This is a genomic window from Gallaecimonas sp. GXIMD4217, assembly GCF_038087665.1.
Taxonomy (GTDB): domain Bacteria; phylum Pseudomonadota; class Gammaproteobacteria; order Enterobacterales; family Gallaecimonadaceae; genus Gallaecimonas.
On record NZ_CP149925.1, the window covers coordinates 344,904 to 358,839 of the forward strand.

12 protein-coding genes are annotated in these 13,936 nt (G+C 61.4%); 5 read left to right on the forward strand and 7 right to left on the reverse strand.

The features are described from left to right. Window positions 1-7: 7 nt before the first annotated feature. The 7 genes from zapD to nadC all read right to left on the reverse strand — a co-directional run bounded on the left by zapD (window position 8) and on the right by nadC (window position 6,828). A complete protein-coding gene (gene zapD, locus WDB71_RS01780) occupies window positions 8-733 on the reverse strand; it encodes a cell division protein ZapD (RefSeq protein WP_341502940.1) in 726 nt (241 codons plus the stop codon). Window positions 734-763: 30 nt separating this feature from the next. After that, complete coding sequence (coaE, locus tag WDB71_RS01785) at window positions 764-1,375, reverse strand: dephospho-CoA kinase (RefSeq protein ID WP_341504169.1); 612 nt, start codon at window positions 1,373-1,375, stop codon at window positions 764-766. Next, window positions 1,372-2,232 (reverse strand): A24 family peptidase, encoded by an 861-nt coding sequence (locus WDB71_RS01790; protein ID WP_341502941.1) that lies wholly within the window; start codon window positions 2,230-2,232, stop codon window positions 1,372-1,374. The genes coaE and WDB71_RS01790 overlap by 4 nt, the downstream gene beginning before the upstream one ends. Window positions 2,233-2,238: 6 nt before the next feature. After that, window positions 2,239-3,489 carry a type II secretion system F family protein gene (locus WDB71_RS01795; RefSeq protein WP_341502942.1) on the reverse strand — a complete coding sequence of 417 codons (1,251 nt, stop codon included), beginning with the start codon at window positions 3,487-3,489 and terminating at the stop codon, window positions 2,239-2,241. Window positions 3,490-3,498: 9 nt separating this feature from the next. Then, a complete protein-coding gene (pilB, locus tag WDB71_RS01800) occupies window positions 3,499-5,214 on the reverse strand; it encodes a type IV-A pilus assembly ATPase PilB (protein ID WP_341502943.1) in 1,716 nt (571 codons plus the stop codon). Window positions 5,215-5,419: 205 nt separating this feature from the next. Next, window positions 5,420-5,839, reverse strand: coding sequence for a prepilin-type N-terminal cleavage/methylation domain-containing protein (locus WDB71_RS01805; protein WP_341502944.1), 420 nt, complete (start codon window positions 5,837-5,839; stop codon window positions 5,420-5,422). A gap of 137 nt (window positions 5,840-5,976) precedes the next feature. Beyond that, complete coding sequence (gene nadC / locus WDB71_RS01810; protein ID WP_341502945.1) at window positions 5,977-6,828, reverse strand: carboxylating nicotinate-nucleotide diphosphorylase; 852 nt, start codon at window positions 6,826-6,828, stop codon at window positions 5,977-5,979. A 123-nt stretch (window positions 6,829-6,951) separates the two neighbouring features. On the opposite strand from nadC, the gene ampD reads away from it, so the two are divergent. The 5 genes from ampD (at window position 6,952) to aceF (ending at window position 13,871) form a co-directional block, all read left to right on the forward strand. Next, a complete protein-coding gene (ampD, locus tag WDB71_RS01815) occupies window positions 6,952-7,491 on the forward strand; it encodes a 1,6-anhydro-N-acetylmuramyl-L-alanine amidase AmpD (protein ID WP_341502946.1) in 540 nt (179 codons plus the stop codon). Continuing rightward, window positions 7,488-8,297, forward strand: coding sequence for a regulatory signaling modulator protein AmpE (gene ampE, locus WDB71_RS01820; protein ID WP_341502947.1), 810 nt, complete (start codon window positions 7,488-7,490; stop codon window positions 8,295-8,297). The genes ampD and ampE overlap by 4 nt, the downstream gene beginning before the upstream one ends. Window positions 8,298-8,426: 129 nt before the next feature. After that, window positions 8,427-9,200: a pyruvate dehydrogenase complex transcriptional repressor PdhR gene (gene pdhR / locus WDB71_RS01825; RefSeq protein WP_341502948.1), complete on the forward strand. Its 774-nt coding sequence runs from the start codon at window positions 8,427-8,429 to the stop codon at window positions 9,198-9,200. Window positions 9,201-9,265: 65 nt separating this feature from the next. Beyond that, entirely contained in the window at window positions 9,266-11,932 is a 2,667-nt protein-coding gene (aceE, locus tag WDB71_RS01830) for a pyruvate dehydrogenase (acetyl-transferring), homodimeric type (RefSeq protein WP_341502949.1), read from the forward strand. 10 nt (window positions 11,933-11,942) lie between these two features. Beyond that, complete coding sequence (aceF, locus tag WDB71_RS01835; protein ID WP_341502950.1) at window positions 11,943-13,871, forward strand: pyruvate dehydrogenase complex dihydrolipoyllysine-residue acetyltransferase; 1,929 nt, start codon at window positions 11,943-11,945, stop codon at window positions 13,869-13,871. Window positions 13,872-13,936: the final 65 nt, after the last annotated feature.

The window sequence follows — 13,936 nt, forward strand, 5'->3', positions numbered from 1 at the left end:
TTTCCTCCTACCAGGCGCAGGTCTGTTGGTTGAAGGCCATGTCTTCGGTGACGGCCTGCTGCTCGCCGTCATCGCACAGGCGCATGAGGCGCACAGTGTAGCGGCCGCGATGGCCGCTGACCATGGGAAAGACATCGACGGGCAGGCCGCTGATCCGCACCAGCACCAGCTGGTCACCGGCATTCTGGTAGAAACCGCTCTTGGCCAGCACGGACTCGCTGTGGCCCAGCTCACGCAGGAAATGCAGGAAACTCTGCAGCGACTGCTGCAGGGGGGCCACCACATCGAGCCAGGCCGAGATCTCCGCCTGGCGCAGCTCGATGGAACGCTGGTGCCAGCATTGCAGCTGGGGCAGATCGAAGTTGGTGTCACCGCCCGGTACGGCGTAGCGGGAGCGCAGCGAGGCGAGAAACTTGTCGTCGCGCCAGGCCTGGCCCGGTTTTGGGGTGGCGGCCAGCCAGTGCCTCAGGGAGCGCAGATCCTCATGCATCTGCTGCAGGCGCTGACCGTCCACCTCCGGCCTTTGTGACCAGAGCTGCAGCCGCTCCATCAGCCGCTCCAGATCCTTGCTCAGATCCGCTCTCAGCTCGCCTCTTTCCAGTACATCCTGGGCATTGAACAGGGCCTGGAAGAAGTGGGGATTGTCCTTACAGAACAGCCGCTCCAATACCTCCTCCAGTCGCAGGTAGGTACGCAGCTTTTCGGACAGGGGAAATTCGTAGGTAACAGCCATAGCCTCGGCAGTCGATAGGCGCTATTGGCCTTATGATAGCGCCTTTTGCCTAGCCATCGCCAAGTAGCTTTGGTGCAATTGCTGAACCTGGGCTTTCAGCTTCTCGGGTTGGCCACTGTTGTCGAGCACATCGTCCGCCCGAGCCAGACGCTCGGCCCGGTCCATTTGGCTGTGGAGAATGCCCTTGACGGTCTCCGGATTGGTGTCGTCCCTGGCCAGTACCCGCTGCAGCTGGACCTCTTGCGGCACATCGATGACCAAGGTGCGATCGCAGAGCCCATCCAGGCCGTTCTCGAACAATAAGGGCACCACGAAGAGCACGTAGGGACTGGGAGCGGCTTGCAGCTGGCGCTGCATTTCCTGACGGATCAGGGGATGGAGCAGGTCGTTCAGCCAAAGGCGCTGCTTGTCATCGGCAAAGACAATTTCCCGCAGTGCCTTGCGGTCCAGGCTGCCATCGGCCTGGAGCACGGCGTTGCCGAAATGGGCAGCGATGGCGGCCAGCGCCGAAGTGCCGGGTTCGACCACCTGGCGGGCCACCACATCGGCATCGACCAGCTCGATGCCGAGTTCGTGGAAGGCATTCGCCACAGTGCTCTTGCCGCTACCGATGCCGCCGGTCAGGCCTACGACAAACATCAGTGTCCCAACAGCCCCAGGTACCAAGCGTTAATGGCCGGCCCCCAGATGAGGGCGACCCAGCCGGCGATGGCCAGGAAAGGTCCAAAGGGCATGGGTTGGCTGCCCTTGCGGATGGCGGCGATGATGCCCCAGAGGGCGCCGAACACGGATGACAGCAGCACTATCTGCAGCAGCATGGCCGGGCCAAGCCAGGCACCAAGGGCAGCCAGCAGCTTGAAATCCCCGTAGCCCATGCCTTCCTTGCCGGTGAGCAGTTTGAACACCCAATAAACGGACCAGAGCGACAGGTAGCCCAGCATGGCGCCCAAAATGGCCTTCTCCGGTGTGACCAGGCCGCCCACCAGGCTGATGGCAAGTCCCCCCCAGAGCAGCGGCAGGGTCATGTCGTCCGGCAACAGCATGGTGTCGGCATCGATAAAGGTCAGCGCCACCAGGAACCAGGTCAGCAGCAGGGCGCCGACCATGAGGACGGTCGCACCAAAGTGCCAGGCCACCGCCGCCGACATCAGGCCGGTAATGAGCTCCACCAGGGGATAACGAATGGCAATGGGGGCCTTGCAATGGCGGCACTTGCCGGCCAGCAGCAGCCAGGACAGCACGGGGATATTGTCGTACCACCTTACCGGTGATTGGCACTTGGGGCAGTGACTGTGGGGTGTCATCAGGTTGAAGGGGGCCTGCTCTGGCTCGGCTTCCAATTCCAAGAGGTCGCGGCTTTCCGCTTTCCAGCGCGCTTCCAGCATGAGTGGCAGCCGGTGGATAACCACATTGAGGAAGCTGCCCACCAGCAGGCCCAGGATGCCAATAAAAGCCGCGAGCCACAGGGGCTCGCGGGAGAGGAGTTCGATTAACTGCATCTGTCTTTAGCCTACGACTTGACCCAGCTGGAAGATGGGCAGGTACATGGCCACCACCAGGCCGCCGATGAGCGGGCCGAGAACGATCATGATGGCAGGTTCCAGCAGACTCATCAGGCCGTCGACGGCATCGTCCACCTCACGCTCAAAGATTTGGGCAACCTTGGTCATCATCTCATCGATGGAGCCGGATTCTTCGCCGATCAGCACCATCTGTATGACCATCTCCGGGAAGACGGCGGTGGTCCTCATGGCCACGTTCATCTGCATGCCGGTTTCCACCTCGCGGCGCACCTTCAAAATCGCATCACGATAGAGGGCATTACCGGAGGCGCCGGCCGATGAATTCAAACCTTCGATAAGCGGCACACCGGCAGAGAAGGTGGTGGCCAGGGTACGGGCAAAGCGGGCAAGAGAGGCTTTGTGCAGTATGGGGCCAACTATTGGGATCTTAAGCATAAACCTATCGGTTCTGTCCCTGACATCCTGGGATTTGCGGTGAGCTTGCCTGAACATGAGGCCGGCGACGATCAATACAGCCAATACGATATACCAGGAATCCCGGACGACATGGGAGATCTTGATCCAGAGCTGGGTAAAGGCAGGCAGTTCGGCGCCAAAGGAGTGGAAGATGTCCTCGAATTGGGGCACGACAAAGATCAGCAGGATGGCCGTAACCACTATGGCAACGAAGACGATGGCCGAAGGATAGAAGAGCGCCTTTTTGATCTTTGACTTCAGCTCTTCCTGCTTCTCCTTGTAGGTGGCGATGCGGTCGAACATGGTTTCCATGGCACCGGAGTTTTCACCTGCTGCTACCAGATCGCGATAGAGATCATCAAAGTAAATGGGGTACTTGGCCAAGGCCTCCGACAGCAGGGTTCCACCCTGCACATCGGCACTGATCTTGGCCATCATTTCCCGTACCGCATCCTTCTTGTTGCCCTTGGAGATGATGTCCAGGGACTGCACCAAGGGGACACCGGACGCCAGCATGGTGGCCAGCTGGCGGGTGATGGCGGCGATATCGGCCGCTTCTACCTTTTGCCCCATGGAAAACAGCGGCTTGGGCTTTTTACGGACCTCCTTGGGCGTGATGCCCTGGGCCCTGAGCTGGGCCTTGATCTCGTTGATCTTGGTGCCGGTGATCTCACCCTGGACCTTTTCACCACGGCGGTTGACGCCTTTCCAGGTAAAGACTTCCAGTTTGACGGCTTGTATCTTTCTCTTATTGGCCGTAGTGGTCGCGGTAGCCATATCAGCTCCTTAGTAACTGGTCACCCGGTTGATCTCCGCCAGTGAGGTGACTCCCTGGCGGGCCTTTTCAAGACCGGATTGGCGCAGGTTCTTGATTCCATCCCGTTGTGCCTGGGCGGCAATATCCAACGAGTTTCCGCCTTCCATGATGATTTTGGCAATGGCTTCGGTCATGGGCATGGCTTCATAGATGCCCACCCTGCCTTTGTAACCCCCGGTACATTCCTTACAGCCAACGGGCTTATACAATGTGAAGCCCTCGTCGATCTGCGCCGGCGCATAGCCTTGGCGTAACAGCTCGTCCTTGGGGAGTTGTTCGGGGGCCTTGCAACTGCTGCAAAGGCGCCGAGCCAGCCGCTGGGCGATGACCAGGGTCACCGAAGAGGCGATGTTATAGGAAGGCACGCCCATGTTCATGAGACGGGTCAGGGTCTCGGACGAGGAGTTGGTGTGCAGGGTGGACAGCACCAGGTGACCCGTCTGGGCGGCCTTGATCGCTATCTCGGCGGTTTCCAGATCCCGTATCTCACCCACCATGATGACGTCGGGATCCTGACGCAGGAAGGCCCTGAGAGCAGAGGCGAAATCCATGCCCGCCTTCATGTTAATCTGCACCTGGTTGATGCCGGGCAGGTTGATTTCCACCGGATCTTCGGCGGTAGAGATATTACGTTCCTGGGTATTGAGGATATTGAGACCGGTATAGAGGGACACCGTCTTGCCCGAGCCGGTAGGGCCCGTTACCAGTATCATCCCCTGGGGCTTTTGCAGAGATTCCATATACAGACGTTTCTGCTCCGGCTCGTAACCCAGCATGTCGATGCCCAGTTGGGCGCTGCTGGAGTCCAGGATACGCATCACGATCTTTTCGCCCCACAGGGTCGGCAGGGTCGATACGCGGAAGTCGATGGCCTTGCGGCGGCTCAGGCGCAGCTTGATACGGCCATCCTGGGGGATACGGCGCTCGGCGATATCCAGCTTGGCCATGACCTTGATCCGCGCCGCCAAGCGGCCGGACAAGGCGGCGGGGGGAGCCGCCACTTCATGGAGTATGCCGTCGATACGAAAGCGTACCCGGTAGCTCTTTTCGTAAGGCTCGAAATGAAGGTCCGACGCCCCCTTGCGGATGGCGTCCATCAATATCTTGTTGATATAGATGACGATGGGGGCATCTTCATCCTTGCCGCCAACGCCGACCAGATCCTGATCCTTGTCGTCCTCATCTTCGACGACCAGGTCTGCCAGCTCGGAGTCCTGGACATCCACATCCAGGGTGGCCGATTCGCTTTTCTCCAGCAGCTTGTCTATGGCCTTGGCCAGCTCATCGGCGTTCACCAGCACGGGCTCTGTGGGCAGGCGCAGGTTGAAGCGGAAGTCCTCCAACGCCGCCTGGTTGCTGGGGTCGGCGATGGCGATAAAGATGCGGTTCTGGCGCTTGAACAGCGGCAGAACGAAATGCTTGTTGATCAACTGCTCATTAATGAGTGTTGAGGGAATATTGTCGATATCGAACTTGGCCAAGTCAAAGAGGGGCAGGCCGTATTGCTCCGACAGGAAGCGGGCGAAGTCGGCGGCGCTGAGTTCGGACTTCTTCAGCACGTCGAACAGCGGCAGTAGGCCGGAATTGTTGTCCTTGAGCAGCTCTTCGGCCACGCTCTGGTCTATCTTGCCGCGCCTGAGCAGCAGCGCCAGGGTGCCTTTGGCGAGGGGTAGGAAGCCTGACATGCCGGTTATGTTCTCCTGGCCAGATTCTTATTCGAGCGGTGCATGTAGTGGATCAGCATCGTCTGACGGTTGTTATTGGAATGCAATGCTAAGGTGCTGTTAACCCCATAATAGCAAGAGGGGCTGGCCATAAGGCAAGGCTGGATTACCAGATACAAAAACGGCAGGCCTGGCCTGCCGTTTATTATCAAGCGTATTTTTTGTCTTAGCAGATACCCAGACCGACGCAGGTACCGCCTTTGACCCAAGTAACGCCGAAAGTAGAGGCGTTGATAGTACCGGTCAGTGAGTAAGTCTCACCGGCCAGGCCTTGACCATTGATCGCTGTGGCCAGGATAGTGCCACCGGTAGCAGAAGAGGTCCAGGTCACGGTGTTGACCAGTGCGCCATTGGCGGCACCGGCGGTGGGCACAGCGCAGGAAGTTGCACCAATGTTGGTGGTCTGTTCTGTCTGAGCACAGACTTCAACAGCAGTTTTAACAGAGCCAGTGGCGGAAACAACTTCAGAGAACTTGGCCTTCTTGGTGTAGGTCTGGTAGGCCGGCAGGGCGATGGCGGCCAGGATGCCGACGATCGCAACCACGATCATCAGTTCGATCAAGGTAAAACCTTGTTGCTTCTTCATGAGAGATCCCCTCGTTTTACAATTATTTAACTGTTATGGTCGCGAATTAAGGGCCGCGACCTTCCCTATATTATTAATAGCTTACCCCTATAAAGGGAAGTGGCGATGCATCACAAATTTGCCAAAATGTTGGCAGTTCAGAGCAGCCGCATGGACAGGTCGATGGCCTGTACATGCTTGGTCAGCGCGCCCGAGGACACATAATCCACGCCCGTCTCGGCAATGCTCTTAAGGGCCTCTGCCATGACGTTGCCGGACACCTCAAGTTTAGTGTCAGCTTTTGTAGCATCTCGCAAGCGAACGGCCTCGACCATGGCATTTGCCTGAAAGTTATCCAGCATAATGACATCCGCGCCGGCCTGAAGGGCCTGTTCAAGTTCTTGAATAGATTCGACTTCCACTTCAACAGGCTTGCCGGGAGCGATCCGGTGCGCCTGCTGCACCGCCTCCTGGATGCCACCGGCAGCCAGGATATGGTTTTCCTTGATCAGGAAGGCATCAAAGAGGCCAACCCTGTGGTTGGCACCGCCGCCGCATTTCACGGCGTATTTCTGGGCCAGGCGATGTCCCGGGACGGTCTTGCGGGTGTCCAGCAGCTGGGTCTTGCTGCCGGCCAGCAACCGCACGTAGCGGGCCGTGGTGGTGGCGGTACCGGACAGCATCTGTACGAAATTGAGGGCGGTGCGCTCGCCGGTCAGCAGCAGCCTAGCCGGACCTTCCAGGGTGAAGAGGGTGTCGCCAGCGTTGACATGGTCGCCATCAGTCACCATGAACTCCACCCTGACCTGACCACCCAGCTGGGCAAAGACCTCGAGCACCCAGTCCTTGCCGCAGAAAACCATGGCTTCTCTGGTTATGACCATGGCCTTGCGGACTTCGTCGGCCGGTACCAGTTGTGCCGTGATGTCATTGTCTGCCTTGATGGTTCCGCCCAGGTCTTCGCTCAGTGCCGCGGCGACCTGTTCCCTGATGCTAGCTTGCAGATCCATAGGATTGCCCTGTCGATGATGGTAAAGGTGGCAGTATACCAGCCCTTAAGGATGCTGGTCAGAGTCGCTGGCCGGATCGGGCGGTGGTAGAGTATAGGCATCACATCAATGGCTTAGGCGGTCATGGACTGGTATCCCAAGGCAAGGCGCCTGGACTCTCCCCATCACAACGAAAGGCCGGTCGGCTGCGCCGTCGATACGGTGGTGCTGCACAACATCAGCCTGCCCCCCAATGCCTTCGGTACAGGCGCCATCGAAGCGCTCTTCACCGGCACCCTGGATCCCCGGGCCCATCCCTGGTTTGAAAGGCTGGCCGGCGTCGAGGTGTCCGCCCATATCCTCATCAAGCGCAGCGGCGAACTGTGCCAGTTCGTGCCTTTCTCCGGCCGCGCCTGGCATGCGGGACGCTCTTCCTTTCAGGGCAGGCAAGGCCTCAACGACAACAGCATAGGTGTCGAGCTGGAAGGGGCCGATCATCTGCCCTTCACCGACGCGCAATATAGTGGCCTTGCGGAGCTGGCATGCTGGCTGGCAGAACATTGGGCGTTATCGCCTGAGCAAATCACCGCCCACGAGACCATAGCGCCCTTTCGCAAGACGGACCCCGGCCCGGGCTTTGACTGGCAACACTTTTACGGATTTTTGTTGGAGACAATGTCATGACGCTGATCACCCTGGTGATGGCTCTGCTTATCGAGCGCCTGTTCATGCTGCCCCCCTCGTGGCAGGCCAGCACCTACCTGCGAAAGTTGCCAGGGCAGGTGCAGCGACTGGGCGAGCAATGGCCAGCACTGGTCATCGGCTTGGCGCTGGTGGTATTCGGCATCAACTGGCTGTTGGGGCTGCTGCCGGGCTGGCTGGCCTGGACCCTGGAAATCCTTGTGTTGGTCATGGCCCTGGATACCAGCGCCGTACGCCGCCGGTACCGCAAGCTGCTCAATGCCCTGGAAAGGGGCGACATGGAATCGGCCGATCTCTCCTCCTCCGCGCTGGAGGTACCGGCCATCAGCCGCCAGTTTGAAGGCAAGGAACGAACCCTGGTGGCCCTGCTCTGGGTCAATTACCGCCATTACTGCGCATTGCTGTTCTTCTTTGTGGTGGCCGGCCTGGGTGGCGCCCTGGCCTACCTGTTGCTGCGCTACCTGGCCGATCTCAGCGAGGTGGAGGAAAGGCCGGCGGCCAGGCTGTTGAAGCTAGTGGACTGGCTGCCGGTGCGTATCACCGCCATGGGCTTTGCCTTTGTGGGCCATTATTCCCGGGCCATGCCGTTGTGGCTGGATGGCCTGCTGCGTCCCGCGGCCGACAACGAGGCCTACCTGGGCCAGGTGGCCCTGGCCGCGGAAGAAGTATCCCTGGACGATCCCAGCTGTACCCAGCCCATGCTGTGCCTGGTGGCCCTGGCTAAGCGCAATCTGCTGTTCTTTCTGACCCTGGTGGCGATACTCACCCTTTTTGGTTGGCTGGTCTGACCAATTGTATCGTCAACGCTACCTTACAACCGAATAGCAATACGGCCTGTCCGCCCAAAATGGACAGGCTTTATTCCATCTGCTAAGGTTTGTGCAATTTCTTGATAATTGGTATTACCAATTTACAAAATGCGTGCAGGCTACCAAAGGATCAAACAGCCCAAATTGGCCGATGTCATTCAGGAGCAGCTGGAAACGCTGATCCTGGAAGGCACCCTGGCCCCCGGCGAGAAGCTGCCGCCGGAGCGGGAGCTGGCCAAGCAGTTCGAGGTGTCCCGGCCCTCGGTGCGGGAAGCCATCCAGAAGCTGGAAGCCAAGGGCCTGCTGCTGCGCCGCCAGGGTGGCGGCACCTATGTCAGCCGGGATCTCTACAGTGGCCTGGCCCAGCCCCTCTTTGCCCTGATCCAGGGGCACGACGAATCCCAGCTGGATCTGCTGGAGTTCCGTTACGCCCTTGAGGCCATGTCCGCCTACTACGCCGCCGACCGGGGCACCAGCGCCGATCTGGACAGCATCCGTCGCAGCCACGAGGAAGTGGAGCAGGCCCACGACGATGGCGACATCGAGCAGGAGGCCGCTGCCATCTGCCGCTTCCACGAGGCGGTGGCCCAGGCCAGCCACAACGTGGTGATCCTGCACCTGGTACGGGTGATGAAGCCGCTGCTGGAAGAAAACGTACGCCAGAACCTGGAGATGCTCTACCAGCGTTCCTCCTCGCCGGAGAAGGTCGCCGGGCATCGCCGAACCCTGCTGGAGTGCATCGTCTCCGGCAAACCCCAGGAGGCCCGCCAGGCCTGTGAGCAGCACCTGGCCTTCCTGGAAGAAACCCTTTTGGACATCCGCCGGGAGCAGAGCCGACTGCAGCGCTCCCTGCGCCGTGTCAAAGACAAGCCCGACCGGTAAGCCTGAACTAAGGTTAACCGCGTCGACCGCATTTTCATTTAACGAGCTAGAAGAAGGAAAACGCCATGTCAGAGAAGGTCATGCATGACGTGGATCCCCAGGAAACCCGTGAATGGCTGGACGCCCTCCAGGCCGTCATGGAAGAAGAGGGTGCCGATCGCGCCCATTTCCTGATGGAGTCTCTCGCCGATCAGGCTCGCCGCAACGGCGCTCACCTGCCTTTTGACGCGACCACCGCCTATATCAACACCATTCCCGCCGGCCAAGAGCCGGAGATGCCGGGCGACCAGGCCATGGAGCGCCGTATCCGCTCCATCATCCGCTGGAATGCCCTGGCCATGGTGCTGCGCGCCTCCAAGAAGAACCTGGAGCTGGGCGGTCACATCTCCTCTTTCGCCTCCAGCGCCACCCTCTACGATGTGGGCTTCAACCATTTCTTCCGCGCGCCCAACGAAAAGGACGGCGGCGACCTGATCTACTTCCAGGGCCATATCGCCCCCGGCGTCTATGCCCGTTCCTACCTGGAAGGCCGCCTGACCGAAGAGCAGATGGACAGCTTCCGCCAGGAAGTGGATGGTGAAGGCCTGTCTTCCTATCCGCATCCCAAGCTGATGCCGGACTACTGGCAGTTCCCCACCGTATCCATGGGCCTGGGTCCCATCGCCGCCATCTACCAGGCGCGCTTCCTCAAGTACCTGACCGACCGTGGCATCAAGGACTGTTCCGAGCAGAAGGTGTACTGCTTCCTGGGCGACGGCGAGTGTGACGAGCCGGAAGCCCTGGGCGCCATCGGCATGGCCGCCCGCGAAAAACTGGACAACCTGATCTTCGTGATCAACTGCAATCTGCAGCGCCTGGACGGCCCGGTACGCGGCAACTCCAAGATCATCCAGGAGCTGGAAGGCACCTTCCGCGGCGCCGGCTGGGAAGTGCTGAAGGTGGTCTGGGGCCGCTACTGGGATCCGCTGCTGGCCAGCGACACCTCCGGCAAGCTGCTGCAGCTGATGAACGAGACCGTCGACGGCGAATACCAGAACTGCAAGGCCAAGGGTGGCAAGTACACCCGCGAGCAGTTCTTCGGCAAGTACCCGGAAACCGCCGAGATGGTTGCCAACATGTCCGACGACGACATCTGGCGCCTCAACCGCGGTGGCCACGACCCCTACAAGGTGTACGCCGCCTACCATCGCGCCGTGAACACCAAGGGCCGCCCCACTGTGATCCTGGCCAAGACCGTCAAGGGCTACGGCATGGGTGACGCCGGTGAAGGCAAGAACATCGCCCACCAGGTCAAGAAGATGGACATGGAAGCCATCAAGTACTTCCGTGACCGCTTCAACATCCCGGTCTCCGACGACCAGCTGGCCGAGCTGCCTTACTACCACCCGGGTCCGGACAGCCCCGAGGTGAAGTACATGATGGAGCGCCGCGCCCAGCTGCACGGCTCCATGCCCAAGCGCCAGGTACGCTTCAACGGCGAGCTGGACATTCCCAAGCTGGACGCCTTCGACAACGTCCTCAAGGGCAGCGGCGAGCGCGAGATCTCCACCACCATGGCCTTCGTGCGGGTGCTGACCGCGCTGCTCAAAGACAAGCAGCTCGGCAAGCGCATCGTGCCGATCATCCCCGACGAGGCCCGCACCTTCGGTATGGAAGGCCTGTTCCGCCAGGTGGGTATCTACAGCCGTGAAGGCCAGAAGTACACGCCCCAGGACGCCGATCAGGTGGCCTACTACAAGGAAGACAAGCAGGGCCAGGTGCTGCAGGAAGGCATCAACGAACTGGGCGCCATGGCCGACTGGGTTGCAGCCGGTACCAGCTACAGCACCAACGGCGAGCCCATGATCCCCTTCTACGTCTACTACTCCATGTTCGGCTTCCAGCGCGTGGGCGACATGGCCTGGGCCGCCGGCGACCAGCAGACCCGCGGTTTCCTGATCGGCGGCACCGCCGGCCGTACCACCCTCAACGGCGAGGGCCTGCAGCACGAGGACGGCCACAGCCACATCATCTCGGCCACCATCCCCAACTGCATCTCCTACGATCCCACCTACGGCTACGAGGTGGCGGTGATCGTCCAGGATGGCCTGGAGCGCATGTACGGCGACAAGCAGGAGAACGTCTTCTACTACCTGACCGTCATGAACGAGAACTACCAGCAGCCGGCCATGCCGGAAGGTGCCGAGGAAGGTATCCGCCGCGGCATCTACAAGCTGGAAAGCGTCAAGGGCCAGGGCAAAGGCCAAGTGCAGCTGATGGGCTCCGGCACCATACTGCTGCAGGCCCGGGCAGCGGCCCAGATCCTGGCCAGCGACTATGGCATCGACGTCGACGTCTTCTCCGTGACCAGCTTCACCGAGCTGCACCGCGACGGCTTCGACGCCGAGCGCTACAACATGCTGCACCCCGAAGGCGAGGCCAAGGTGCCCTTCGTCACCCAGGCCCTGAGCCAGGGCGTGCCGGCCGTGGCCGTCACCGACTACATGAAGCTTTACGCCGACCAGATCCGCGCCTTCGTACCGGGTCCGTACCGGGTGCTGGGTACCGACGGTTTCGGCCGCTCCGACAGCCGTGCCAACCTGCGTCGTCACTTCGAGGTCAACGCCCACTACGTGGTGGTCGCGGCCCTGTACGAGCTGGCCAAGGCCGGTACCCTAGAGAAGTCCGTGGTGTCCGAAGCCATCAAGCGCTTCGACATCGATGCCGACAAGCTGAACCCGCTGTACGCCTAAGGGGAGAAACATGGCAGAGATCCGTGATCTAATCGTGCCCGACATCGGCGGCGACGCCGTCGACGTCACCGAAATCCTCGTTGCAGAGGGTGAGCAAGTTGCCGAAGAGCAGGGCCTGATCTCCGTGGAAGGGGACAAGGCCGCCATGGAAGTGCCGGCCCCCTTTGCCGGCACCATCAAGAGCCTGACCGTGGCCGTGGGCGACAAGGTGTCCACAGGTGACGTCATCGGCACCATAGAGGTGGGCGCCGCCGAAGCAGCCGCGCCGGCCGAAGCGCCTGCCGCCGCGCCGGTTGCCGAAGCTGCTCCGGCCGCGGCCCCCGCGGTCGCCGGCAAGCTCGAAGAGATCCTGCTGCCGGACGCCGGCGGCGAAGTGGAAGTGGTGGAGATCCTGGTGGCCGTGGGCGACCAGGTGGAGCTGGATCAGGGCCTGGTGTCCGTGGAAGGCGACAAGGCCGCCATGGAAGTGCCCAGTCCCCTGGCCGGCACCATCCGCGAGATCAAGGTCGCCACAGGTGACAAGGTCTCCGAAGGCGCCCTGATCGCCGTGATCGAGACCGGCGCGGTGGCTGCCGCCGAAAGCGCCCCCGTGGAAGCGCCTGCCGCCGCGCCGGCAGCTGCCGCTGCCCCGGCCGCGGTTGCCGCCGTGGAAATCAAGGACGTGCTGCTCCCCGACGCCGGTGGCGAGGTGGAAGTGGTGGAAATCCTGGTCGGCGCCGGCGAGAACATTTCCGCCGAGCAGGGCCTGATCTCCGTGGAGGGCGACAAGGCCGCCATGGAAGTGCCGGCGCCCTTCGCCGGTACCGTCAAGGAGATCCTGGTGGACACCGGCGACAAGATAGCCGAGGGCACCCTGATCGTCCGTATCGAGACCCAGGGCGAAGCCCCGGCCGCTGCTGCCCCGGCACCGGCCGCCGCCGCCGCGCCCCAGCCGGCCCAGACCGCCCCGGCGCCGTCCACGCCCAAGCCGCCGCCCGTGCCCCATCACCCTTCTGCCGGTGACAAGGGCAGGTCCGGTACCGTCCACGCCAGCCCGTCGGTGCGCCGCCTGGCCCGCGAGTTCGGTGTCGATCTCAGCCAGGTCAAGGGCACCGGTCGCAAGGGCCGTATCCTCAAGGAAGACGTCCAGGCCTACGTCAAGGCCGAGCTGGCCAGGCCCAAGGCGGCCGCCGGCGCCACCGCAGGTGGCGGCAACGTCTCCGTGATCGACTGGCCCAAGGTGGACTGGAGCAAGTTCGGGGAAGTGGAAGTGGTGAAGATGAGCCGCATCCAGAAGATCTCCGGCCCCAACCTGCACCGCAACTGGGTGCAGATCCCCCACGTCACCCAGTTCGACGAGGCGGACATCACCGAGGTCGAGGCCTTCCGCAAGAGCCAGAACGAGGTGGTGGCCAAGCAGCAGCTGGGCTTCAAGGTGACGCCGCTGGTGTTCATCATGAAGGCGGTGGCCAAGGCCCTGGAACTGCATCCCAAGTTCAACTGCTCCCTCGGCGACGACGGCGAATCCCTGGTGATGAAGAAGTTCGTCAACATTGGTATCGCCGTGGACACCCCCAACGGCCTGGTGGTGCCCGTGGTGCGCGACGTCAACAAGAAGGGCGTCTACGACCTGTCCCAGGAGCTGATGGAGATCTCCGCCAAGGCCCGCGGCGGCAAGCTGACCGCGGCCGACATGCAGGGCTCCAGCTTCACCATCTCCAGCCTGGGCGGCATAGGTGGCACCCAGTTCACGCCCATCGTCAATGCCCCCGACGTGGCCATCCTGGGCGTGTCCAAGTCCGACATCAAGCCCAAGTGGAACGGCAAGGAGTTCGAGCCGCGCCTGATGTTGCCGCTGGCGCTGAGCTATGACCACAGGGTCATCGACGGCGCCGACGGGGCACGCTTCGTGACCACCGTCAGCAACATCCTGGGCGATCTGCGTCAGATCATCCTGTAAAGACAAGAGGGGGCCTTTGCCCCCTTTTCTACATCAAGTACACTTGCTCTGCCGCGGCCCACAGT